We start from the raw sequence: 23,495 nt of genomic DNA, 5'->3' as shown, positions 1-23,495 counted from the left end.
ACGCCCCACGGACGTCGGCAGGCGTCGGGCGGGTCACCGGAGCAGGGCGGGGCACCGGGGGTCGAGCGGCACGGCGACGCCTCCGCCCGGCGCACGCTGCGGATCGCGGCGCGGGGAGACGTGCCCCGGGTGCCCAAGGGGCGGCGCGTGTCGCAGCCGGGGCCCGCCGGGGGCGAGACGCACACGGGCCGCGGTCACCTCGACGAGGGGTTCGGCGTCGGCCCCGTCCCCCCGGGACACCGCGCTCCCGACACGACCCACGGCGACTCCCTGGACGAGGCCCCCACGGCCGCCCAGGGCCGGGCACCCCACGGTGCCACGCGCGACGGCCACCACGGCAGGTCACCCGGCCCCGGATCCGTCCGCGCGCCCGGAGCCCCCACCCCGGACACCACCGGCGCGCCCGGGGGCCCCGCGGACCCCACCGGCCGTACGACCGGCACCGCTCGCGACGGTCGCTACGGCGGTTCCGCCGGCCCCGAAGGGCCCACCGTCGGCACGACCGGTGACGCACGCGACCCGCACTACGGCCACGCACCCAACGGAACCGGCGCCGAAGCCGCCCCCGGCTCCCGCAAAGGCACCCCCGTCCGCGGCACCGAACCACCCCAGCCGTCCGGCGGGCGCAAGCGGGGCGGCATCGGGGCCTGGGCCCGGCGGCTGGCCGGGGGACGGCAGGAGCGGGATGCGGCAGCGGACGCGCGGGGTGGCTACGGCGACGATCCGGGCGGGCGCGCGCCCGAGTCCGCCCTGGCCGCCCCCGTGCTCCCCGAGACCTGGCCGGACCCGGCCACGCTGCTGCTGACCGCGCTCGGCCCGGGCCCCCGGCTGTGGGAGCGCGGGCCGGGTCACCCGGAGGCGCTCGCGGTGCGGCTCGGCACCACGGACCGGACCGCGCCGGACGGCTCGGGTCTGCTGCCCGCCGTACCGGTCACCTCGGGGCTGCGCGAGGTCGGCTCGCTGGGACTGGCGGGCCCGCGCGCACGCCTCGCCGGGCTGGCCCGCGCGGTGCTGGCCCAGCTCGCGGCGCTGCACTCCCCCGACTCCCTGGAGATCGTCCTGATCGCGGCGGACCACTCCCGCCCCCTGGAGGAGCGCACCGCGGAGTGGTCCTGGCTCGGCTGGCTGCCGCACGTACGCCCGGGGCACGGCCAGGACTGCCGCCTACTGCTCGCGCACGACCGGGAACAGGCCACGGCCCGTACCGAGGAACTGCTACGCCGCCTGGCGGACCACGACCACGCGGCCGCGGCCGGCCCGGCCGACGCCGTACCGGCGGGCGACGGCCCGTACACCGTGGTCGTCGTGGACGGCGACCCCGGCGGCGCGGACCTCCGCGAGGCGGTCGCCCGGCTGGCCCAGGACGGCGCGCGGGCGGGCATCCATCTCCTGTGTCTCGCCGAGACGGCCGCCGCCTCGCCCGCGTCCCCGGTGACGGAGACGTACGAGGCGGCCTGCGCGGTGGCGCCGACGTTCCGGGAGTGCGGGGCCGTCGCCCTGCTCAGCGGTGACGTGGCGACCGCCCTGCGGCTGCTCCGGGTGGCCGCGACCGGCTCCGGGACGCCCCCGGGCCCCGTCGGCCACGGCACCCTCGCCACCGTCGACGCGGTCTCCCGGGCCTGGGCCGAGCGGTTCGCCCGGGCGCTCGCGCCGCTGCGCACCGACGGCACCGCGGGCGAAGGGCACGCGCGCGTGTCCGCGCCGCTGCCCCAGTCGGCGCGGCTGCTGGACGAGCTGGGCCTGGCCCGAGCCACCCCGGCCTCGCTGATGGCCCGCTGGGCGGACGCGGCCGACGACACCCAGGCGCTCGGCGGACGCGTCACCGCCATACTGGGCGCCGGACCGCGTGGCCCGGTCGTCGCCGACCTCGCCGCCGAAGGGCCGCATCTGGTGATCGAGGGGCCGCCGGGCAGCGGCCGTTCGGAGCTGCTGCGGGCGGTCGTGGCCTCGCTTGCCGCTGCCGAGCGCCCCGACCGGCTGGGCATCGTGCTGGTCGACGGCCGGGGGGACCCCGCGACCTCCGCCGGGCACGGCGAGGGCCTGCGGGTGTGCACGGACGTGCCCCATGTCACGACGCATCTCGGGGCCAACGACCCGGTGCGGATGCGGGAGTTCGCGCAGTCCCTGAGCGCCGAGCTGAAGCGGCGTGCGGAGCTGCTGGGCCGCTCCGACTTCGCCGAGTGGCACACCGGACGCGAGCTGTCGGACCGCATGGTCGCCCAGCGCACGGCCGCCTCCCGCGCGGGGGCGGGCGCCGGTGAGCAGAACGGCGACCTGGACGCCCCGCCCAGTTCGACGCTGCGACTGCGGCCGGGCGCGGACCGGCGCAGGACGGAGGCCGCGCCGCCGCTGCCCCGCCTTGTGGTGGTCGTGGACGACCTGGACACGCTGGTCTCCCCCGCACTCGGCTCGCCGGGGCGGCCCGCCGCGGGATCGGTGATGCGGGCGTTGGAGGCCGTGGCCCGGGACGGCGAGCGTCTGGGGGTGCACCTGGTGACGGCCACCGGCCCCTGCCCCCGGACCGCGCAGACCGAGCCGGTGCGGCAGGCGTCGCTGCGCGTCACGCTGGACGCCCCCGTGCCGGGCGGCGGCCCCGAAGACCCGGCGCCGGGCCGTGGCCGGCTGGCCCGCCCCGACGGTCGGGAGACGGCGTTCCAGGGCGGCCGGGTCACGGGCCGCATCCCACGGACGGCGACCCTGCGCCCGACGGTCGTCCACCTGGAGTGGCACCGGATGGGCGACCCCCCGGCCCGCCGCCAAGTACGCGAACTAGGCAACGGCCCCACCGACCTGGCCCTGCTCGCCAGCGCGCTGGAACGAGCGGCCCGGCAGGTCTCGGCGGCCGAAGTGCCCTCGCTCCTATGACCCGGGCCCGGGAAGGCCGGTCAGTGACCTCCCCGGTTCTCAACGCACGGCCCGCAACCGGGCTGCGGCTCGGCACCAGCCCGGCAGGTCTCGGCGGCCGAAGTGCCCTCGCTCCTGTGACCCGGGCCGGGCAGGCCGGTCAGTGGCCTCCCCGGTTTTCGACGCAGGGGCCGGTGCCGGGCTGGGGTTCGGCGTAGGCGCCGTGTACCCGGACCGTCAGGTCGTCCTCCGTCACTCGGCCGGACACACAGGCGTCCCCCGTGTGCACGCTGTAGAAGCCGTTGCCGATGTAGACCCCGTGCTTCTCGCCGCAGCCGAGCCGGGCCAGGGCCGCCGCGATCCGCTTCTCGTCGTAGACGCCGTACGCGCCGGCCCCGCCCTCCTCGCGCACCCTCTCCAGCTCCGCGCGGATGAGCCCCGCCGATGCTTCTCCCCAGGCCCGGCTCTCCGGGGTCAGCGACCCCTGCATCCGATAGGCGTGGTTCTCGGCGTGGTGCGGTGCGCCGTCCCCCTCCTGCTCCCTGCCGGCGGAGGCCGGGGCAGAGGGTGACGGGGGCACCGTGGGTGCCTCGGCGGGCTGCGCGCACTTCGGCCGGGGGCTCTCCGACGGCCGGGCGCTTCCCGCCCCCGCCGCCTGCCGGCCGCTCGGCTCGGTCCCGCACGCGGTCAGGGTGGCCGTGAGGAGAGCTACCGCGGTGACTGATCGTCTGATGAACATGTCCTCAGCATTCCGCCCCGTGCCAGGGGGCGTCATGAGCCCGGGTACTCAGGCCGCCGGTGACGCCTGGTCACGACGGGGTCACGATCCCGGACTTGACACGGGACGCGCTCTTGCCACCCCCATCCCCCGGGCGTAGACCAGAGCGCACGGGACAGCGCTCGAACGTTCGGCCAAGTACGACGGAGTACGACGGAGTACGAAGAACGGGGCAGTGATGCGCAGGACGAGCAGGTTCATCCGAGTACGCAGGTCGCCCGACAACCATGTGACAACTCCCCACACCCGCAAGGCCACAAGAGCGGCCGCCGCGATCGCCGCGGGTGTGCTCGCGGTGTCGCTCACCGCCTGCGGAGGCGACGACGACAGCGGCGGCGACAAGGACAAGGACGGCGGCAACGGCGACACCGGCACCACCGTCACGCTCCCCGAGCTGGACGGCGAGAGCCTGGAGGTCGCCGCCGTCTGGACCGGCGCCGAACAGGCCAACTTCAAGAAGGTCCTCGCGGAGTTCGAGAAGCGCACCGGCGCCAAGGTGACCTTCGTCCCCGCCCAGGACCCCATCATCAACTTCCTCGGTTCGAAGGTCGCGGGCGGCGCCCCGCCGGACGTGGCGATGCTGCCGCAGCCGGGCGCCATCAAACAGGCCGTGGAGAAGGGCTGGGCAAAGCCGCTGGGCGCCAAGGCGCGGGCGGAGCTCGCCAAGAACTACTCGCAGGGCTGGCAGGACATCGGCACGGTCGACGGCAAGCAGTACGGCGTCTACTACAAGGCCGCCAACAAGTCGCTGGTCTGGTACAACGCCCAGGTCTTCGAGAACGCCGGCGCGGCCGAGCCGAAGACATGGGACGAACTGCTCACGGCCGCGCAGACGGTGTACGACTCGGGTGTCACCCCGTTCTCGGTCGGCGGCGCCGACGGCTGGACGCTGACCGACTGGTTCGAGAACGTCTATCTGTCCCAGGCGGGTCCGGAGAAGTACGACCAGCTCGCCCGGCACGAGATCAAGTGGACGGACCCCTCCGTCAAGGAGGCGCTGACCACGCTCGCCGAGATTTGGGGCAAGAAGGACTACGTGGCGGGCGGCGCGTCCGGGGCCCTCCAGACCGACTTCCCGACATCGGTGACGCAGACCTTCACGGGCGGCGACCAGCCCAAGGCCGGCATGGTCTACGAGGGCGACTTCGTGCAGGTCAACATCGGCGAGACCAAGGCGAAGGTGGGCACCGACGCCAAGGTGTTCCCGTTCCCGGCGGTCGGTGACGCCCCGCCGGTGGTGTCCGGCGGTGACGCGGCGGTGATCCTGGAGGACTCCGAGGCCTCCCAGGCGCTGGCGACCTTCCTCGCCTCACCGGACGCGGCGAGCATCCACGCCGGGCTGGGCGGCTACCTCTCGCCGAACAAGAACGTGCCGAACTCGGCGTACCCGAACGAGGTCCAGCAGAGGATGGCGAAGGCGCTGATCGACGCCGGGGACGACTTCCGCTTCGACATGTCCGACCAGGCCCCGCAGGCCTTCGGCGGCACGCCCGGCAAGGGCGAGTGGAAGGCGCTGCAGGACTTCCTGAAGAAACCCGGGGACATCGCGGGGACCCAGGCGAAGCTGGAGGCCGAAGCGGCCGCGGCGTACGGGAACTGATCCGGCCATGGCGTCGGACACGGCGGCAGGGGCGCTCAAGCCGGCCCCTGCCGCTCCCAAGTCGCGCGGAAGCGTCACCGGCACACGCAGAACGGTGGCGGCGCTGTTCCTGTTGCCCGCGCTCGTGCTGCTCGGTGCGCTCGTGGTCTACCCGATCGGGTACTCCGTCGTCCGCAGTTTCTACGACCAGTCCGGTGACGGCTTCGCCGGATTCGACAACTACCAGGCGCTGTTCACCGACGACGGCATCCGCGCCGCCCTGAAGAACAACATCATCTGGGTGGTGTTCGCGCCGACCGTCGCGACCGCGCTCGGTCTGATCTTCGCGGTGCTGACCGAACGGGTGCGCTGGGGCACGGCGTTCAAGCTGGTCGTCTTCATGCCGATGGCGATCTCCATGCTGGCGGCCGGGATCATCTTCCGTCTGGTGTACGACCAGGACCCGGACAAGGGCGTGGCGAACGCGGTGTGGGTGGGGGTGCACGACACCTTCGCCCAGTCCTCGGCGCTCCCGAAGGCGCACCCGGGCCGTGAGTCGCCGCTGGAGCCGGCCGGCGGCGGCGCGTTCATCACCAGGTCGCCCGTGAGCACGGGTGACACGGTGACGCTGCCGCTGGTCGGGGTGGCCCCGGATCTGATGCCGGACGACGCCGCGCGGGCAGCGGCACCCGAGCCCGAGGGCGACCGGATCACCGGGACGACCTGGCAGGACTTCACCCGGGGCAAGGGGGTCGGCACGCTCAACGAGGTCGACCCCTCCGAGCTGGGATATCCGGGGATGCGGATCGAGGCCGTCAAGGACGGCAAGGTCGTCGAGACGGCCACAGCGGGCGACGACGGCACGTTCTCCCTGTCGTCGAAGGCCGACGGTGCGCATCTGCGGCTCCCGGCGAGCAACTTCGCGGCGCCGTACAACGGCATCGACTGGCTCGGCCCGTCGCTGGTCACGCCGGCCATCATCGGCTCGTACATCTGGATGTGGGCGGGCTTCGCGATGGTGCTGATCGCGGCGGGGCTCGCGGGCATGCCCCGGGAGCTGCTGGAGGCCGCGCGGGTGGACGGCGCCAACGAGTGGCAGGTGTTCCGGCGGGTCACGGTGCCCCTGCTGGCGCCGGTCCTCGCGGTGGTCACCGTCACCCTGATGATCAACGTGCTGAAGGTGTTCGACCTGGTCTTCATCATCGCGCCGGGCTCCTCCCAGGACGACGCCAACGTCCTGGCGCTGGAGCTCTACCGCAAGGGCTTCTCCGAGGACCAGCCGGGCATCGCCAGCGCGATCGCGGTGTTCCTGCTGCTGCTGGTGATCCCGGTGATGTGGTTCAACGTACGACGGCTGCGGCGGGAGGTGCGGCGATGAGCGCGGGCGCCGGGAGTGTCACCACCAGGGCGGGCGCTCCGCCCGTTCCCGCCACCCGGGCGGAGCGGTCGCTCGGCTCCCGGCTCAGCCAGTGGGTGAGCGGTGGTCTGGTCCGCGTGTTCCTGATCGTGGTGGGCCTGTTCTGGCTGGTCCCGACGCTGGGGCTGCTGCTGGCCAGTCTGCGCACCCCGGAGGACATGGCCGCCGACGGCTGGTGGACGGTGTTCACCGAGCCCTCCCAGCTCACCTTCGACGCCTACGAGACGCTGCTGAAGAACGACGACATCACCGGATCACTGCTGAACACGGCGTACATCACGGTCCCGGCGACCGTGCTGGTCGTGGTGATCGGCTCGCTCGCGGGATACGCCTTCGCCTGGATGGAGTTCCCGGGCCGCGACTGGTGGTTCCTGGCGGTCGTGGGGCTGCTGGTGGTGCCGGTGCAGGTGGCGCTGATCCCGATCGCCGAACTCTTCGGCAGCCTGGGCATCTTCGGCTCGGTGACGGGCGTGGTCCTCTTCCACGTCGGTTTCGGTCTGCCGTTCGCGGTGTTCCTGCTGCGGAACTTCTTCGCGGAGATCCCGAGGGAGCTGCTGGAGGCGGCCCGGCTGGACGGAGCGGGCGAACTCCGGCTGTTCGTGCGGGTCGTGATGCCGCTGGCCGGGCCGGCCATCGCCGCGCTCGGCATCTTCCAGTTCCTGTGGGTGTGGAACGACATGCTGGTCGCGCTGATCTTCACCGACTCGGGGAGCCAGCCGATCACGGTCGCCCTGCAGACGCAGGTACGGCAGTTCGGCAACAACATCGACGTACTGGCGCCGGGCGCTTTCATCTCGATGGTGGTCCCGCTGGTCGTGTTCTTCGCGTTCCAGCGGCAGTTCGTCTCCGGTGTGATGGCGGGCGCGGTCAAGTAGCAGAAGCGGTCACCGAGTTGAAGGGGCGGACCGGTCAGGTCCGCCCCTTCGTGTGACGGCGGTCCCCCGGATGCCGCAGGAGGCGTAACCAAGTCGGCCCAGCGGCCGTTGCCGGGCAGAACGCCCGCACCGACCGTTGGATGCCCCTTGCCCAGGTTCAGTGTCATTGTCCCCGCGTACCAGGTTCAGGCGTATCTGCACGAGTGCCTGGAATCGGTGCTGTCCCAGTCGTATCCCGATCTCGAACTGATCGCCGTCGACGACTGCTCGCCGGACGCCTGCGGTGCGGTGATCGACGAGTTCGCGGCCCGCGACCCGCGCGTACGGGTGGTGCATCTGCCGGAGAACACCGGCCTCGGGCCGGCCCGTAACGCGGGGATCGACCGGGCCACCGGCGACTACCTGGTCTTCCTGGACGGCGACGACACCCTCACCCCCGGCACACTCCACGCCGTCGCCGACCGGCTGAAGGAGACCGGCGACCCGGACGTGCTGGTCTACGACTACGCGCGCACGTACTGGTCGGGCGAGGCCGTGCGCAATCGGGTCGCCGCCGAGCTCACCGAGCGCGGCCCGGCGCCGTTCCGGCTCGACGACCGGCCGGGGCTGCTGAACCTGCTGATGGTGGCCTGGAACAAGGCCTACCGCCGGGAGTTCGTCCAGCGCGCGGGGCTCGCCTTCCCGCCCGGCTACTACGAGGACACCCCGTGGACGTACCCGGCCCTGATGACGGCGGAGACGATCGCCACGCTGGACCGGGTGTGCGTGCACTACCGGCAGCGACGGTCCGGCTGCATCCTGCGCACCACCAGTGAGCGGCACTTCGACGTCTTCGACCAGTACGACCGCGTGTTCGCGTTCGTCGACGAGCGGCCCGAACTGGCCCGCTGGCGGCCGGTGCTGTACCGGCGCATGGTCGACCATCTGGTGACGGTGTACACGCGGCGGGAACGGCTGCCGCGCGGTTCGCGGGCCGCGTTCCTGCGCCGGGCCCGCGCCCACTGCCGGCGCCATTGGACACCGGGCGCGCCCGTCCCCCCGCGCGCCCGCGTCCACCACGCGCTGGTCCGCTTCGGTCTGCACCGCACCTACCGGGCGCTCCGTCTCACGGCGGCCCTGTGCCGCAGAACGGCCCGGCTCACCGGGAGGCTGCTGCGCGCCCTGCGCCTCGCCGCCCTGCGCGGGCACTACCGCTTCCAGCGGCTGCTCCCGCTCCGCACCGACCGGGCCCTCTTCACGGCCCACGCGGGCCGCGGGGGCGACGCGGGCGCCCTGGAGTCGGCGGTGCGCGACCTCGCCCCGCACATCCGCACCGCCTGGGTGGCCGGCCCGGAACACCATCACACCCTCGCTCCGGGCACCCGCCGCCTCGTCCCCGGTACGGCGGCCCACTGGACCGCGCTCGCCCGGTCCGCCTATCTGGTGACCGACACGGAGACCGAGCCCGGTCTGGTGAAGCGGCGGGGCCAGATCCTCGTACGGGCCCAGCGCGGCACCCCGCTCGGGCACGAGGGCCTGGACCTCCGGGAGCGGCCGGCGGCGGCCCGGGACACAGACATCGCCCGGCTGCTCAAGGACGTCGACCGCTGGGACTACGTCGTCTCCGCCGACCGCCACTCCACCCTGACCTGGGAGCGGGTGTACCCCGGCAGCTACACCACCCTGGAGTACGGCAGGCCGCGCACCGACCGCTTCCAGCGGGCGAGTGGTGCGCAGGTGGCCGCGCTGCGGGAGTCGCTGGGCGTCCCGAAGGGGGCGGTGGCGATCCTGTACGCGCCGGCCCACCGCGACTACCTGCGCACCCAGCCCCGGCTGCTCGATCTCGAGCGCGTGGTGCGCCGGCTCGGACCGCGGTTCGTCGTCCTGGCCCTGGGGCCCGCCCGCGGCCCGCACGACGGTCCGCGCGGGGCCGTCTCCGGCCGGGTCCTGGACGTCACCGGGCACCCGGACGTGACGTCCCTCTGCCTCGCCTCGGACGCCCTGGTCACGGACTTCTCGCCGCTGATGTTCGACTACGCGGGCCTGGACCGGCCGGTGGTCCTGCACACCGAGGGCCGGGAGGCGTACGAGGCGGCCCGCGGCCTCTACTTCGACCCGCGGACCTTCCCACCGGGCGCGCTCGCCTGCGACGAGGACGAACTGATCGACATCTTCGCGTCCGGCCACTGGTGCGGGGCGCGCTCCGCCCGGCTGCGGGCGGCGTTCCGCGACCGCTTCTGCCCGCACGACGACGGCCGGGCCGCCGAGCGCGTCGTACGGCGGGTCGTGCTCGGCGAGACCGCCGTGCCCCCGGTCCTCCCCCTGGACGAGCGCCGTCCGGCGCCGCCGGCGGCGGCAGCCGTGCCCGACGCGCCGCCGCTCGTGTCGCTGCCGCCCCGGCAGACCGCCGGCCTGGTGACCGTCACCGACGGCGGCTGACCGTCGTTTCCCCTTCGGGAGTTCCCATGCCCCCCGGCTCGTCGCGGCCCACCCCGGCCCGGCCGTCCACCCGGCGGCCGGCGGGGCGGCCCGGCCGGCGTTCCGCACGCCGACACGGCCGGCGCCACGACATCCCTACGGAAAGAGCAGCATGCCCCGCTTCAGCATCATCGTCCCGTCCCATGGGGTCGCCGGCCGGCTGGGCCAGGCGCTGGACTCGGTCCTCGCCCAGTCCTTCGGTGACTTCGAGCTGATCCCGGTCTGTGACGCGCCCGGTTCCCCGGCGGCCGACGTGGCCGGCGAGCACGCCGAGCGGGACTCCCGGGTGGCGCCCGTGCACGCACCGCCGTCGGAGGGGCTGGCGGGGGCGCGCAACGCGGGGATGCGGGCGGCGACCGGGACGTATCTGCTGTTCCTGGACGGCGACGACGTCCTGGTCCCGGGCGCGCTGGCCGCCCTGGACGCGCGGCTGGCGGCAACCGGACCGGTAGACGTGCTGCACTTCGAGCACGAGCGGGTGCCCTGGTGGGAGGGCGAGACCGGCAACCCGGCCGCACCCCTGCTGGCGGGCACCCCGGACGGCGCGTTCGCCCCCGAACGCGCCCCGCACCTCACCGGAGTGGGCCTGCCGGCGTGGAGCGCGGCCTGGCGCCGTACCTTCGCCGCCGAGCAGTGCCTGGTCTTCCCCCGGGGCCACTTCACGGACATCGGCTGGGGCGGCCTGGCGATGCTCGGCGCCGAGCGCGTGGCCGTGCTCCGCGCGGTGGTCGTACGGCATCTGGTGCGCCGCCAGGGCAACCGGCTGAACCTGCCCGGTGAGCACCAGGCCGAACTGCTGGACCAGGTGGCGCTGGTGCTCGGCCGGGCCGCCGACCTGGAGGTCTCCGCCGTCCGGTCGGGGCCGCTGTTCGAGCAGCTGTTCGCGGCCGTCCTGAAGACGGCCGCCCACCCCCGGCGGCTCCCCTCGGGCCGCCGGGCGTTCTTCCGACGCGCGAGCGCCCTGTACCGCCGTCACCGCCCCGCCGGGTTCCGGCCGCCGGGTGGCAGCCTGGGCGTGCAGCACCGGCTGCTGGCGGCCGGCTCCTACGCGGCCTTCGCCGCCGTGCGCGGCACCCGCCGCGCGGCGGGCCGTGCGGCGGCGCTCCCACGTCCGCGGGGCCTGCGCACCCGGCTGCGGTACCGGATGCAGCTGCGCCGCCCGCTGGATCCGAACCTCGCCGTGTACTGCGCGTACTGGGGCCGCGGCTACGCCTGCAACCCGGCCGCGATCCACGCCAAGGCCCGCGAACTCGCCCCGCACATCCGCTCGGTGTTCCTGGTGGAGGCCGACCAGGCGCACACCGTGCCGAAGGGCGTGGAGTACGCGGTCATCGGCAGCCACCGCTCCTGGGAGCTGCTCGCCCGCGCCACGTACCTCATCAACAACGCCAACTTCGCGGAGGGCGTCGTCAAGCGCCCCGGCAGCGTCCACCTCCAGACCCAGCACGGCACCCCGCTGAAGACCATGGGCGTCGACCAGTCGGTGTACCCGGTGGTGGCCGCCGCCACCGGCAGCTTCGGCAAGCTGCTGGGCCGGGTGGACCGCTGGGACTACAACCTCTCCTCCAACCCGCACTCCACCCGCGTGTGGGAGCGCGCCTTCCCCGGCTCCTACGAGCACCTGGAGTACGGCTATCCGCGCAACGACGTCTATCTGACGGCCGGCGCCGACGACGTGGCCCGGATCCGCGCGGAGCTGGGCGTCCCCGAGGGGGCGCGGGCCGTGCTGTACGCGCCCACCCACCGCGACCACCACACCGGCTTCGAACCCGGCCTGGATCTGGAGGCGTTCTGCGAGGCGGCCGGCGAGGACGTCGTGGTGCTGCTGCGCGCCCACTACTTCTACGACCGAGGCGGGCGCGGCACCACGGGCCGGGTCATCGACGTCACCGCTCACCGCTCCTCCGAGGACGTGTGCCTGGCCGCCGACGCGCTGATCACCGACTACTCGTCCATCATGTTCGACTACGCCAACCTGGACCGTCCGATCGTCGTGTACGCAGATGACTGGGACGTCTACCGGGAGACCCGGGGCGTCTGCTTCGACCTGATGGCCGGTCCGCCGGGGCCGGTGGTCCGCACCCCCGACGAGCTGGCCCGGGTGTTCCGCGACGGGTCGTACGCGGGCGCGGAGTCGGCCGCGCTGCGGGCCCGGTTCCGTGAGCGGTTCTGCGCCTTCGACGACGGGCGGGCCGCCGAACGGGTCGTACGCCGGGTGCTGCTCGGCGAGCCGCCCGAGGCCCTGCCGCCCGTGATCCCGCTCGCGGAGCGTGCCCCCGCCCCCGCGGCCGCCACCCTGGTGAGGAGCTGACGTGCCCCGCTTCACCATCATCGTCCCCGTCCACAAGGTGCAGGGGTACCTGCACGCCTGCCTCGACTCGGTGCTCGGGCAGTCGTACCGCGACCTCGAGGTGATCGCCGTCGACGACCGCTCGCCCGACGGCTGCGGAGAGATCCTCGACGGGTACGCGGCCCGCGACGAGCGGGTCCGGGTGCTGCATCTGCCGGAGAACGTGGGCCTCGGGCGGGCCCGCAACGCCGGGATGCCGCACGCGACGGGCGACTACCTGTTCTTCCTGGACAGCGACGACACGCTCACGCCGGGCGCGCTGCGCGCCCTGGCCGACCGCCTCGACGAGACCGGCGACCCGGACGTGCTGGTCTTCGACTACGCGCGCACCCACTGGTGGGGCGGCACCCGCCGCAACGCGCTGGCCCATGTGCTGGCGGAGGCGGGCGAGGGGACCTTCACGGCCGCCGAGCGGCCCGGGATCCTCGATCTGCTGATGGTGGTGTGGAACAAGGTCTACCGCCGCGACTTCGTCGACCGGGAGGGCTTCACCTTCCCGCCCGGCTACTACGAGGACACGCCTTGGACGTTCCCGGTGCTGCTCAGCGCCGAGCGCATCGCCACCCTGGACCGGATCTGCCTGTACTACCGGCAGCGCCGCCAGGGCAACATCCTGTCCACCACCAGCCGCAAGCACTTCGACGTCCACGAGCAGTACGCGCGGGTGTTCCGGTTCGTCGACGCCCGCCCTGCGCTGGCGCACTGGCGGCCCTTCCTGCACACCAAGATGGGCGAGCACTGTCTCGACATCCTCTCCAAGCCGGACCGGCTGCCCCCGACCGACCGGGGCGAGTTCTTCCGCCGTACGTCCGAGATGTTCCGGGCGCACCGTCCCGAGGGCGTCCGGGTCCCCGCCGAGCTGCGGGTGCTCGAGGGCGGCTACGCCGGCTATGTGCTGCGGCGGCAGGCCGGGCGGGCCGGCCGGGAGCTGGAGCGGCGGGCCCGGCAGGCCCGCGCGGCAACGGCGGCCCGGGCGGCCCGGGCCCGGTCCGTTCTGCGCCGCCCGCTGGATCCGCGGCTCGCCGTGTACTCGGCCTTCTCGCACCGGGGGGTGCTCGGCGACCCGGCGGCGGTCTACCGCGCGGCGCGTGAACTCGCCCCGCACATCCGGGGCGTGTGGGTGCTGGCCGACGAGGAGACGGCGGCCGGGCTGCCCCCTGACACCGAGTACGTGCTCCTGAACTCGCCCGGCTACCGGAGAGCGACCGAGCGGGCCACGTACTTCGTCAACAACGTCAACTGGTCGGGTGCGCTGGTCAAACGCCCGGGGAGCGTGCACATCCACACCCATCAGGGCACCCCGCTGAAGTGCATGGGCGCCGATCTGCTGGACAAGCCCGGCGCCCGGCTCGGCTTCGACGTGCCGCAGATGCTGCGCCGGGCCGACCGCTGGGACTACAGCCTGGTCGCCAACCGGCACTCCGAGCTGGTGTGGGAGCGGGCCTACCCCTGTCACTTCACCTCCCTGCGCAGCGGCAGCCCCCGTAACGACGTCCTGGCCGGCGCGGGCCCGGACAGCGGCCGTGAGGTCCGTGCGCGGCTCGGCGTCCCGGACGGCCACACGGTGGTGCTGTACGCGCCGACCCGCCGGGACTACCGCAGGGACGGGCTGGTGGAGCGGATCGACCTGGCCCGGTTCGCCGCAGACCTGGGTGAGGGCCGCACCCTCGTGGTCCGGCTGCACCCCTCGCTCGCCGACGGTCCGGCGCGCGGTCTGGGCCTCGCGGAGCTGCACCGGCGGGGCGTGCTGATCGACGCGACGGACGAGCCGGAGGTACAGGACGTGCTGCTCGCCGCGGACGTCCTGGTCACCGACTACTCGGCCCTGATGTTCGACTACGCCCTGCTGGACCGGCCGATCGTGATCCACGCCGACGACTGGGACGCGTACCGGGCGAGCCGGGGCGTCTACATCGACATCACCGCCGGGGCGCCAGGCCATGTGGCGCGCTCCTACCGGGAGCTGGCGTGGCTGTTCGAGTCCGGGACATGGCGGGACGAGGAGGCGGCGCGGCTGCGGTCCGCCTTCCGGGACCGGTACGGCGAGTTCGACGACGGCCGGGCCGCCGAACGGGTGGTGCGGGCGCTGATGCTGGGCGAGCCGATGCCGGAACACACCGCGCGCGGTGGCCGGGTTCCCGCCCAGGCCGGGAACCGTGACCTGCTGACCCCGTCGTGAGGCCGCGCACCTGGGTGCTGCTGCTGGCCGCGGTCTTCGCGGTGCTGCAACTCGCGAACGTCACCGGCCGGGACACCCCCGACAGCAAGAACTACCTGTCGTACGCCCTGAGCCTGAGCGGCGCGGGCAAGCGGGAGGCAGCGGCGGTCACCATCGACCACTACTGCGCGGGGCGGGCGGCGATCGCACACCGCCGGCAGAACGTGGACGTGGTGCGCTTCCACGCCCCGGACCCGGCGCCCCGGGTGAGGGAGGAGTGCCGGGAGCGGGAGTGGCGGGCGGTGGAGGCGCGGCTGGCGGCCGGCGAGACCGGCGGGCACACGGTGCCGTTCATGCCGGAGCGGTTCATGCGGATCTTCGAGGTGCGTCCCGGCTATCCGGTGTTCCTGGTGCCGTTCGTCGGACTGCTCGGGGCGGCCTGGGGCCTGTGGGCGGCCGGCGTGGTGATCACCTGCGGGGGTGGGGTGCTGGCGTTCCTGGTGCTGCGCACCCTGTCGGTGCCGGTGCCACTCGCGCTCACCGGGATGGCGCTGTTCTGTGTGCTGCCGTGCGGGACGACCGCGATGCGCCCGATGACCGAGGGGCTGCTGCTGGCCCTCACCCTGGCCGCGCTGTGGGGCTGTGCGCTGGTGCTGGAAGGGCGCAGGACGCGGGCGGGCGTGGCGCTGGTGTGCGCCGCGCTGTTCGCCCTGTTCACCGTGAAGCACTCGCAGGCGCTGTTCCTCGGGTCGGGCCTGGCGGCCGCGGGCGCGGCGATCGCGGTGCGGCGCCGGTGGCGGGGTGCGGCTCCGGGACGCGGGGTGGCGGCGCTCGCCGCCGCGGGGTGTGCGGGGGTGCTGGGTACGGTGCTGCTGGCCCGGCTGCTGCACTACCCGTCGGTGTCGGACAGCGTGCAGGACCTGCTCACCGATCATTTCGCCCGCCCCGACCGGGAGCGTCCGTGGGCGGAGTTCTTCCAGCTCCAGGGGAACTTCTGGATGGAGTGGCTGCGGCGGCAGCTGTGGGAGCCGCTGTTCGTGGCGGCCCTGGCGGCCGGTGCGGCGGGCGCGCGGCGGCGGCCGGCGTTCGGCGCGTTCCTGGCCGCGGCGGCCGCCACAGGAATCCTCAACCAGGCCGGGCATCCGGACATCAACATCTGGGGCGACCGCCTGATCACGCTGGCCTGGCTGCTGCCGGTGCTGGGGGTGCCGCTGCTGCTGGAGCCGGTGGTACGGCGGGCGGTGGTGCCGACGCAGGGGACTCCGGTGGAACTCGCCCGCTGAACACCGAGGATCACTCGTTGAGGTGACGCGAGGTCATGCCGCTGACGGCGCCGGGAACATACGACAAATGTCTGAAATGCCCCCCTTCCTCGTCACCCGATGAGCGCCGGAGTCCTCGTACGGCGGACCGTGGGCGGTGCCACGGCGCTGCGCGGCGGCGGGGCCTGGCGTCCCACTCCGTACCAGCTGTTCGGCTTCCTGTTCTGGCTCGTGATGTCGCTGGCGTACTGGAGGGTGCCGCTCTGCTGCGACGCCGGGCAGCACGCCGCGGTCGTGGAGCGGCTCAGGGACGATCTGCTGCACCCGCGGCATCCGATGGCGGACCTGCCGGGCGCGGGCAGCCCCTACTACTCGCCGTTCGCCTGGGCGCAGGCCGTGTTCGCCCGGCTGACCGGGCTGGGCGGCTGGGAGGTGCTGAGGCTCACCGGGCCGCTGAACCTGCTGGTGCTGCTCACCGGGATCGGCCGCTTCACCCGGGCCCTCACCCCGCGCCCCTGGGCGCCGGTGCTGGCGCTCGCCGCGATGACGCTGCTGTGGGGGGTGGAGCGGGCCTGGTGGAGCGGCTATCTGAACCTGATGTCGATGACAGGCAACCTCGCCTACCCGTCGACGTTCGCGATCGGACTGGCCTTCTGGGCCTGGGCCCTGACGGGGGCACGGGCCCGGGACACGGGGGCCGTGCGGTACGTGGGGCCGGGCGGGCTGCGTCCGCTGTCCGGGTATGCGGCGCTGGGCACGCTGTACGGGCTGCTGCTGCTCGTGCATCCGATCACGGCGGTCGCGGCGGCGCTGGGCGCGGTGGCGCTGGTCGCCGGGTGGCAGCGCGGAGGGGCGGCGGCGATCGCCGGACGGTGGGCGCTGACGGGCGGGGTGGCCCTGCTGGTGGCCGCCTGCTGGCCGTACTTCGACGTGTTCGCCCTGGCGGGCGACTCCAGCGTGGACGCGATGCACCGGCGGCTGTACCGGGATCTGGGCGGTCAGTTCGGGCTGGCACTGCTCGGACTGCCGGTGCTGTGGCTGCGGGCGCGGCGCACCTCGTGGCGCGACCCGCTGGTGCTGATGTTCGTCCTGGACTGCCTGATGGTGGCGTACGGCTGGGTCAGCGGCCACTACACCTACGGCAGGGTGCTCGGGCTCACGCTGGTGCCGTTGCAGTTCGCGCTCGCGGTGGAGCTGGCCGCGCCCCGGCCCTGGCCGGTGTGGCGGCGGGTGCTGGGCGGGGCGACGGCGGCGGGGGCCTGCGCCGGCTTTCTGACCGTGCACGCCGGGGCGGTGGTGCCGCCCGCGGCGGACCCGGTCGGCTTTGAACAGCCGCCGCACTGGCCTACGTACGACTGGGCCGCGCGGCACATCGGCCCGGGCGAGGTGGTGATCACCGACGGCTACCACGCCGTCCACGCCATCGCGGGGTACGGCCCGAACCTCGCCGCGCCGGCCTGGCCGGACGCCGCGCTGGACGAACGGGAGCGCCTGCGGCGGGTGGCCGATGTGCACGCGTACCTGGATACCCGTTCGACCCGCGCGGAGCGGGCCACGATCGTCCGCCGGTACCACGCGCGCTGGCTGCTGCTGACGCGCTGGCAGCGGGTGCCCGAGGAGGCGGTGGTGGTGGCGTGGAGCCGGCGGACGGGAGAGGTGCTGGCGCGCGTCGGGGGGTGAGCGGCGCGGTTACTCGATGACGATGTCGACCGGGACGTTGCCGCGGGTGGCGTTCGAGTAGGGGCAGACCTGGTGGGCCTGCTCGACCAGCTTGCGGCCGGTCGCCTCGTCCAGGCCGTCGGGCAGCTCCACCCGCAGCGTCACCGCGAGCGCGAAGCCCTCGCCCTGCTTGCCGAGGACCACCTCGGCGGTCACCGCGGCCTCGCTGACGTCGACCTTGGCCGCGCGGCCGACCAGGCCGAGGGCGCTGCCGAAGCAGGCCGCGTACCCGGCGGCGAACAGCTGCTCGGGGTTGGTGCCCTGGCCGTTGCCGCCCAGCTCCACGGGCATGCTCAGACCGACGTCCAACTTGCCGTCGGAGGTGGCGGCGCGGCCCTCGCGGCCGTGGGTGGCGGTGGCGACAGCGGTGTAGAGCGCGTCCATGGGAGACCTTTCCTCGTCGAATGTCGGGCCGGAACCTCTGGGGTTCCGGCCGCCTCACGAGGAGTAGAGCACACAATTAAGTTGCGCACAACCAAATGGCGCAAGAGCTACCCTGGAGGCATGAGCACCACTCCGAGCCCCCTCCCCGCGACGCCCGCGCTGCCGGACGCCTCGGACGAGTGGCTCCGCCTCGACCAGCAGATCTGCTTCCGCCTGCACGCCGCCTCCCGCGCCTTCAACGGCGTCTACCGGGTGGTCCTGAAGGACCTCGGGCTCACCTATCCGCAGTACCTGGTGATGCTGGCGCTGTGGGAGCACGGCACCCTGCCGGTGAAGAAGCTCGGCGAGCATCTCCGGCTGGACTCCGGCACCCTGTCCCCGCTGCTCAAGCGCCTGGAGACGGCCGGCCTGGTGCGCCGGGAGCGCAGCGCCCGCGACGAGCGGTCGGTGGAGGTCCGGCCCACCGAGGAGGGCGAGGCGATGCGGCGGCGGGCCGTCGAGGTACCCCGCCGGGTCCTCGCGGCGACCGGCTTCGAGATCGACGAGGTCCGGGCGCTGAGCGCCCGCCTCGACGCACTGACCGCGGCACTGGACAGGGCGGCGACCGAAGGCGCCTGAGGGCAGTGACACGGGTGTACGGCGTGGTGTACGGAACACCCTCATCCGGGCAAAGGGTATGAACAGCCCATTACATGCCCGAGGACGCCATGCACCCCCAGCACCCCCGGCCCGCCGCCGACGTCGCCGTCGTCGTCATCGGCCACGACGACGCCGCCCATGTGACCGACGCCGTGCGCTCGGCGCTCGCGCAGGGCCCCGCCGTACGCGAGGTCGTCGCCGTGGACGACTGCTCGACGGACGGCAGCGCCGGCCTGCTGGAGCGGCTGGCCGCCGAGGAGCCCCGGGTGCGGGTGATCCGGCTCCCCGCCAACAGCGGCGGCTGCGGCACCCCGCGCAACGCCGGGCTGGACGCGGTGACCGCGCCGTATGTGATGTTCCTGGACAGCGACGACGTACTGCCGCCCGGCGCGGCGGACGCACTGCTCACGGCCGCGACGGGGACGGACGCCCAGGTCACGGGCGGTCTGTGCGTACGCCGTGAGCTGCCGTCGGGCCGCGAGGTGCCGTGGGAGCCGGGCCTGTACGCCGCGCCCGCCGTCCTCGCCCGCCCGGCGGACCGCCCGCGCCTGATCCACGACACCCTCTGCGTCAACAAGCTCTACGCCACGGCCTTCCTGCGCGAGCACGGCATCCGCTTCCCCGACGGCCGCTTCCCCTACGAGGACATCGTCTTCACCGCGCGGGTGTGGGCCGCCGCCCCGCGCGTCGCCCTGGCCCCGGACCGCGTGTACGTCTGGCACGTACGGCGCACCGCGCGGCGGCTGTCGATCTCACTGGACCGCGCGGGCGTCGCCAACTGGCGCGCCCGCACGCACGCGTGCCGCACCGCGTACGCGATCCTGCTGGACGCCGGGGAGAAACGGCTGGCGCGCCGGGCACGGGCCAAGTTCCTCGACCACGACCTGCGCATGTACGCGCGCGAGCTGACGCTGCGGGACGAGGAACACCGGCGGGAGTGGTGGGCGCACACCCGGGCCTTCCTCGCGGACTACGACGCCGCCGACCGGTCCCGCGACCCGGTGGCCCCCGGACCGCTGATCGCGCGGGTCGTCCTGGCCTCCCCCGAGCCGCGCGACCTGCCCCGGCTGCGGGAACTGGCGGCCCAGCCGGCCCGGCTGAACCCGCCGTACGCCCGCACACCGGACGGCACCCCGTGCTGGTCGGACGACCTGCCCGGCGTCACCCTGGAGGGCCTGCTGACCCGTCCCACCGCAAGGCTCCCGCTCGCCGTGGACGCGGAACTGCGCCCCCGCGCGCGCCGCCTGCGGCTGCGCCTGCACGACCTGTACGGCCGGGCGGCACAGGCGGGCCCGGCGGAGGTCGAGGTGGAGTGGCGGCACCGGGACGGCGACGGGCCGGCCCTGCGCCGTACGGTGCCGCTGCGGGCGTCCGCCGAGGGCACCTGGTCCGCGGAGACACCGGTACACCTGGAGCGGCTCGCCGCACTCGGCACCGGAGCCTGGGACCTGCGGCTGCGCCTGCGCTTCCGGGACGGCTCGACCCGCCGCGTCACGGCCCACGCCCTGGCCGGACCGGGCCTGCTCCGCCGCCACGCCCTGGCGAGCCCCCGGCACGGCCTGATCCTCGTCCACCCGTACGCCACCCACTCGGGCTCCCTGGCACTCCGCGTCGCCACGGGCGTACGCGGCATGACCATGGCCCTGCGGAGCCGGCTGCGGCGCTTCCTCAGATGATCCTCAGAACTTCACGCGGGCGCTGGCCGTGTCCGTCCCCTTACCCCTAGTGTCCGGATCAGTGGTCATCGCGGACTTGGGGGAAACCGGATGAGCGTGCGTCGCGGGACAGCGGCCTGGATCCTCGCCCTGGTGGCGGCGGCGGGCTGCACCTCGGGCAACGGCACGGGCGGCAGCGCGGCACCCCCGGCGCGTCCCACCGCGACCGAGCGGCCGGCCACCGAGCGGCCGCCCGTCGTGGTCACGGTCCCGGAGCTCTGGGACGGTGAGGTCCTGGCCGGCCGGCAGGGCCCCGCCCGGGGCGACGGCGGTTTCTCCTACCGGGCCGGTGCAGCGGGCAAGGCGCTCGCCGTCGCCGTGAACTGCCAGGGCTCCGGCACCGTCGATGTGGCGCTGCCCGCGATGGTCGCGGGCTTCCGCTTCGAGTGCGGCGCGGACGAGCCCACCCTCACGCGCAACGAACTCGCCGTGGAGGCCGCCCGCAAGCCGGGCACCGTGAAAGTGACGGCACCCTCGACCGCCACCTGGGCCGTCACCGTCAGCCGTGGCGACCCCACCGAGGAGGACCCGCTCGCCGCCGACTGACCGCTCGCCACGTCAGAGCGCCTCAGAGCCGCGGTCAACGCGGCACCCCCTCCCGGACGTCGAGGTCGTCGTCGCGCCGTCGGCGACCGGGCCCAGGAGACGACAGAGCGGCACGCCCCGTCAGCCCTGGCGACCCCACCGAAGAGGATCCCCTCGCCGCCCCCTGACCGCTCGCCACGTCAGAGCGCCTTCAGCGCCGCGGTCGTCGCCCCGGTCAGCGCGGTCAGGTAGCCCTTCGGGAGCTTCGGGCTGCGGATGACCACCGAGCGCCAGTACAGGGGGCCCGAGATGAGGTCCAGGGCCAGGGCGTGGTCGATGCCCGCGCGGAGTTCGCCGCGGGCCTGGGCAGCGGTGACGATGCCCTTGGCCACGCCGTCCTGGCCTTCGCGCAGGGCCTTCTGCAGGGCCTCGGCGATATCGGGGTTGCGGGCCGCCTCGGCCTGGAGGTCGGGCAGGATCTGCGAGGCGACGGGGTGGCGCAGGGCGCGGGAGCTGACCTCGTAGAGGAGGCGCAGATCGCTCTCCAGGGAGCCGGTGTCCGGGGCGGGCAGGCCCTGGACGGCGATCGCGGACACCAGGTCGAGGACCAGGTGCAGCTTGGAACGCCAGCGGCGGTACACCGCGGTCTTGCCGACGCCCGCGCGACGCGCGATCCCCTCGATCGACATCCGCGCGTAGCCGACCGCGGCGAGTTCCTCGAAGACGGCCGCCCGGATCGCCTCCGTCACGTCCTCGCGCAGTACGGCGGCCCCGGCCGGGGCGCGGCGGCGCGGACGCGGCTGGGGCTCCTCTGCGTTCGTCGTCATGCGGACCAGCATAGGCCGCCACCGTAGCGACGATACGGTTGCGTTCCGACGCGTATTCGACCTACGCTCCGTCACGACGATACGGTTCCGTCCCGACGTCGAAACCCGTTGCCCTCCCCTCCCTCTAGCCTCCCTCTAGCGAAAGCAGCGGATGTGAGTCAGGTCCTCCACACACCGCCCCCCGCACCGGCCGGCCCGACACCGGCCGAGGACGACCTCGCGGCCCTCGCCGCCCGGCACGGCCTCACGGTCAGCGGCGCCCGGCCGTCCCTCATCGAGTACGTCCGTCAGCTCTGGGGCCGGCGGCACTTCATCCTCGCCTTCTCCCAGGCGAAGCTCACCGCCCAGTACAGCCAGGCCAAGCTCGGCCAGCTGTGGCAGGTGGCGACCCCGCTACTCAACGCCGCCGTGTACTTCTTCATCTTCGGGCTGCTGCTGGGCGCCAACCGGGGCATCCCGAAGGACGTCTACGTGCCGTTCCTGGTGACGGGCGTGTTCGTGTTCACGTTCACCCAGAGCTCGGTGCTGGCCGGGGTGCGGGCGATCTCCGGCAACCTGGGCCTGGTGCGGGCGCTGCACTTCCCCCGGGCCTCGCTGCCGATCTCGTTCGCGCTCCAGCAGCTCCAGCAGCTGCTGGCGTCGATGATCGTGCTGGTCGTCATCATGCTGGCGTTCGGCAGCTTCCCGGACCTGTCGTGGCTGCTGATCGTGCCCGCGCTGGCGCTGCAGTTCGTGTTCAACACCGGGCTGGCGCTGATCTTCGCGCGGATGGGCAGCAAGACGCCCGACCTGGCCCAGCTGATGCCGTTCGTGCTGCGCACCTGGATGTACGCCTCGGGCGTGATGTTCAGCATCCCGGCGATGCTGCACGGCAAGGACGTCCCCGGCTGGCTGGCCGACGTCCTGCAGTGGAACCCGGCCGCCGTCTACATGGACCTGGTCCGTTTCGCGATGATCGACGAGTACGGGTCCTCGTACCTGCCCCCGCATGTGTGGGCGTTCGCGCTGGGCTGGGCCCTGCTGACCGGCGTGGCCGGCTTCGTCTACTTCTGGAAGTCCGAGGAGAGGTACGGCCGTGGCTGACACCACCGACCAGAAGGTCCCCACCGTCATCGCCGACGGCGTCGACATCGTCTACCGGGTCAACGGAACCGGCGCCGGACGCGGCTCCGCCACCGCCGCCCTCAACCGCATCCTGCGCCGCAAGCAGACCGAGAAGGCGTCCGGCGTCCGCCGGGTGCACGCGGTGCGCAACGTGTCCTTCGTCGCCTACCGCGGCGAGGCCATCGGCCTCATCGGCACCAACGGCTCCGGCAAGTCGACCCTGCTCAAGGCCGTCGCCGGGCTGCTCCCGGTCGAGAACGGCCGCATCTACACCGACGGTCAGCCCTCCCTGCTCGGCGTCAACGCCGCACTGATGAGCGACCTGACCGGTGAGCGCAACGTCCACCTCGGCGGGCTCGCCATGGGAATGTCCCGCGACGAGATCAGGGCCCGCTACCAGGAGATCGTCGACTTCTCCGGCATCAACGACAAGGGCGACTTCATCACCCTGCCGATGCGCACCTACTCCTCCGGCATGGCGGCCCGGCTGCGCTTCTCCATCGCCGCCGCCAAGGACCACGACGTCCTCCTCGTCGATGAGGCGCTGGCCACCGGGGACCGCTCCTTCCAGAAGCGCTCCGAGGCCCGCATCCGGGAGCTGCGCAAGCACGCCGGCACAGTGTTCCTGGTCAGCCACAACAACAAGTCCATCCGCGACACCTGCGACCGCGTGCTGTGGCTGGAGCGGGGCGAGCTGCGCATGGACGGGCCGACCGACGAGGTCCTCAAGGAGTACGAGAAGTTCACGGGGGACAAGGTCGCCAAGCCGAAGCCCAAGCCCAGGCCGACACCCCAGGCGGCTGCCGCCGTGTCGTGAGGCCGTAGGGCGGTACGGCCGGAGGGCTGACGTCCGCGCGTCCCC

General features: G+C 73.7%; 17 protein-coding genes. 14 read left to right on the top strand and 3 right to left on the bottom strand.

What is annotated here, in order from left to right; all coding sequences use genetic code 11:
* On the top strand, window positions 1-2,865 hold a 2,865-nt coding region (locus AB0L56_RS24895), incomplete at its 5' end, for an FtsK/SpoIIIE domain-containing protein (protein WP_365426585.1).
* Between the two features lie 139 nt (window positions 2,866-3,004).
* Here the strand turns inward: AB0L56_RS24895 and AB0L56_RS24890 are convergent.
* Entirely contained in the window at window positions 3,005-3,583 is a 579-nt protein-coding gene (locus tag AB0L56_RS24890; protein ID WP_365426582.1) for a hypothetical protein, read from the bottom strand.
* 217 nt (window positions 3,584-3,800) lie between these two features.
* On the opposite strand from AB0L56_RS24890, the gene AB0L56_RS24885 reads away from it, so the two are divergent.
* The 8 genes from AB0L56_RS24885 (at window position 3,801) to AB0L56_RS24850 (ending at window position 17,400) form a co-directional block, all read left to right on the top strand.
* A complete protein-coding gene (locus AB0L56_RS24885) occupies window positions 3,801-5,222 on the top strand; it encodes an ABC transporter substrate-binding protein (protein WP_365426579.1) in 1,422 nt (473 codons plus the stop codon).
* Window positions 5,223-5,229: 7 nt separating this feature from the next.
* A complete protein-coding gene (locus AB0L56_RS24880; RefSeq protein ID WP_365426576.1) occupies window positions 5,230-6,579 on the top strand; it encodes a sugar ABC transporter permease in 1,350 nt (449 codons plus the stop codon).
* Window positions 6,576-7,493: a carbohydrate ABC transporter permease gene (locus AB0L56_RS24875; protein WP_365426573.1), complete on the top strand. Its 918-nt coding sequence runs from the start codon at window positions 6,576-6,578 to the stop codon at window positions 7,491-7,493. The genes AB0L56_RS24880 and AB0L56_RS24875 overlap by 4 nt, the downstream gene beginning before the upstream one ends.
* A 147-nt stretch (window positions 7,494-7,640) precedes the next feature.
* The gene (locus tag AB0L56_RS24870) at window positions 7,641-9,911 is read left to right on the top strand and encodes a bifunctional glycosyltransferase family 2 protein/CDP-glycerol:glycerophosphate glycerophosphotransferase (protein ID WP_365426570.1); all 2,271 of its coding nucleotides are present in this window, start codon (window positions 7,641-7,643) and stop codon (window positions 9,909-9,911) included.
* A gap of 151 nt (window positions 9,912-10,062) precedes the next feature.
* Window positions 10,063-12,261 carry a CDP-glycerol glycerophosphotransferase family protein gene (locus tag AB0L56_RS24865; protein ID WP_365426567.1) on the top strand — a complete coding sequence of 733 codons (2,199 nt, stop codon included), beginning with the start codon at window positions 10,063-10,065 and terminating at the stop codon, window positions 12,259-12,261.
* Between the two features lies 1 nt (window position 12,262).
* Entirely contained in the window at window positions 12,263-14,479 is a 2,217-nt protein-coding gene (locus AB0L56_RS24860; RefSeq protein ID WP_365426564.1) for a bifunctional glycosyltransferase family 2 protein/CDP-glycerol:glycerophosphate glycerophosphotransferase, read from the top strand.
* On the top strand, window positions 14,476-15,741 hold the full coding sequence (locus AB0L56_RS24855) for a hypothetical protein (protein WP_365426561.1): 1,266 nt from the start codon (window positions 14,476-14,478) through the stop codon (window positions 15,739-15,741). The genes AB0L56_RS24860 and AB0L56_RS24855 overlap by 4 nt, the downstream gene beginning before the upstream one ends.
* 99 nt (window positions 15,742-15,840) lie before the next feature.
* Complete coding sequence (locus AB0L56_RS24850; protein ID WP_365426558.1) at window positions 15,841-17,400, top strand: hypothetical protein; 1,560 nt, start codon at window positions 15,841-15,843, stop codon at window positions 17,398-17,400.
* A 9-nt stretch (window positions 17,401-17,409) separates the two neighbouring features.
* Here AB0L56_RS24850 and AB0L56_RS24845 read toward each other — a convergent pair whose 3' ends face one another.
* A complete protein-coding gene (locus tag AB0L56_RS24845) occupies window positions 17,410-17,823 on the bottom strand; it encodes an organic hydroperoxide resistance protein (protein WP_361030848.1) in 414 nt (137 codons plus the stop codon).
* 120 nt (window positions 17,824-17,943) lie between these two features.
* Here AB0L56_RS24845 and AB0L56_RS24840 point away from each other — a divergent pair, with 120 nt between their 5' ends.
* The 3 genes from AB0L56_RS24840 (at window position 17,944) to AB0L56_RS24830 (ending at window position 20,723) form a co-directional block, all read left to right on the top strand.
* Window positions 17,944-18,441: a MarR family transcriptional regulator gene (locus AB0L56_RS24840; protein ID WP_365426555.1), complete on the top strand. Its 498-nt coding sequence runs from the start codon at window positions 17,944-17,946 to the stop codon at window positions 18,439-18,441.
* Between the two features lie 89 nt (window positions 18,442-18,530).
* Window positions 18,531-20,138, top strand: a complete 1,608-nt coding sequence (locus AB0L56_RS24835) for a glycosyltransferase family 2 protein (RefSeq protein WP_365426702.1) — start codon at window positions 18,531-18,533, stop codon at window positions 20,136-20,138.
* A gap of 90 nt (window positions 20,139-20,228) precedes the next feature.
* Complete coding sequence (locus tag AB0L56_RS24830; RefSeq protein ID WP_365426552.1) at window positions 20,229-20,723, top strand: hypothetical protein; 495 nt, start codon at window positions 20,229-20,231, stop codon at window positions 20,721-20,723.
* 179 nt (window positions 20,724-20,902) lie between these two features.
* Here AB0L56_RS24830 and AB0L56_RS24825 read toward each other — a convergent pair whose 3' ends face one another.
* On the bottom strand, window positions 20,903-21,541 hold the full coding sequence (locus AB0L56_RS24825; RefSeq protein WP_365426549.1) for a TetR/AcrR family transcriptional regulator: 639 nt from the start codon (window positions 21,539-21,541) through the stop codon (window positions 20,903-20,905).
* A gap of 141 nt (window positions 21,542-21,682) precedes the next feature.
* Here AB0L56_RS24825 and AB0L56_RS24820 point away from each other — a divergent pair, with 141 nt between their 5' ends.
* Entirely contained in the window at window positions 21,683-22,612 is a 930-nt protein-coding gene (locus AB0L56_RS24820; protein ID WP_365426546.1) for an ABC transporter permease, read from the top strand.
* Window positions 22,605-23,450 (top strand): ABC transporter ATP-binding protein, encoded by an 846-nt coding sequence (locus AB0L56_RS24815; RefSeq protein ID WP_365426543.1) that lies wholly within the window; start codon window positions 22,605-22,607, stop codon window positions 23,448-23,450. The genes AB0L56_RS24820 and AB0L56_RS24815 overlap by 8 nt, the downstream gene beginning before the upstream one ends.
* Window positions 23,451-23,495: the final 45 nt, after the last annotated feature.

The sequence above is a fragment of the Streptomyces sp. NPDC052079 genome (assembly GCF_040680275.1).
GTDB lineage: Bacteria > Actinomycetota > Actinomycetes > Streptomycetales > Streptomycetaceae > Streptomyces.
This window is presented reverse-complemented; position numbering and strand designations above follow the sequence as displayed.

Excerpts from the sequence above, each read along its gene's own strand:
- AB0L56_RS24890 (WP_365426582.1), bottom strand. The coding sequence starts at position 3,583 with ATGTTCATCAGACGATCAGTCACCGCGGTAGCTCTCCTCACGGCCACC.
- AB0L56_RS24885 (WP_365426579.1), top strand. The coding sequence starts at position 3,801 with ATGCGCAGGACGAGCAGGTTCATCCGAGTACGCAGGTCGCCCGACAAC.
- AB0L56_RS24880 (WP_365426576.1), top strand. The coding sequence starts at position 5,230 with ATGGCGTCGGACACGGCGGCAGGGGCGCTCAAGCCGGCCCCTGCCGCT.
- AB0L56_RS24875 (WP_365426573.1), top strand. The coding sequence starts at position 6,576 with ATGAGCGCGGGCGCCGGGAGTGTCACCACCAGGGCGGGCGCTCCGCCC.
- AB0L56_RS24865 (WP_365426567.1), top strand. The coding sequence starts at position 10,063 with ATGCCCCGCTTCAGCATCATCGTCCCGTCCCATGGGGTCGCCGGCCGG.
- AB0L56_RS24850 (WP_365426558.1), top strand. The coding sequence starts at position 15,841 with ATGAGCGCCGGAGTCCTCGTACGGCGGACCGTGGGCGGTGCCACGGCG.
- AB0L56_RS24845 (WP_361030848.1), bottom strand. The coding sequence starts at position 17,823 with ATGGACGCGCTCTACACCGCTGTCGCCACCGCCACCCACGGCCGCGAG.
- AB0L56_RS24840 (WP_365426555.1), top strand. The coding sequence starts at position 17,944 with ATGAGCACCACTCCGAGCCCCCTCCCCGCGACGCCCGCGCTGCCGGAC.
- AB0L56_RS24835 (WP_365426702.1), top strand. The coding sequence starts at position 18,531 with ATGCACCCCCAGCACCCCCGGCCCGCCGCCGACGTCGCCGTCGTCGTC.
- AB0L56_RS24830 (WP_365426552.1), top strand. The coding sequence starts at position 20,229 with ATGAGCGTGCGTCGCGGGACAGCGGCCTGGATCCTCGCCCTGGTGGCG.
- AB0L56_RS24825 (WP_365426549.1), bottom strand. The coding sequence starts at position 21,541 with ATGCTGGTCCGCATGACGACGAACGCAGAGGAGCCCCAGCCGCGTCCG.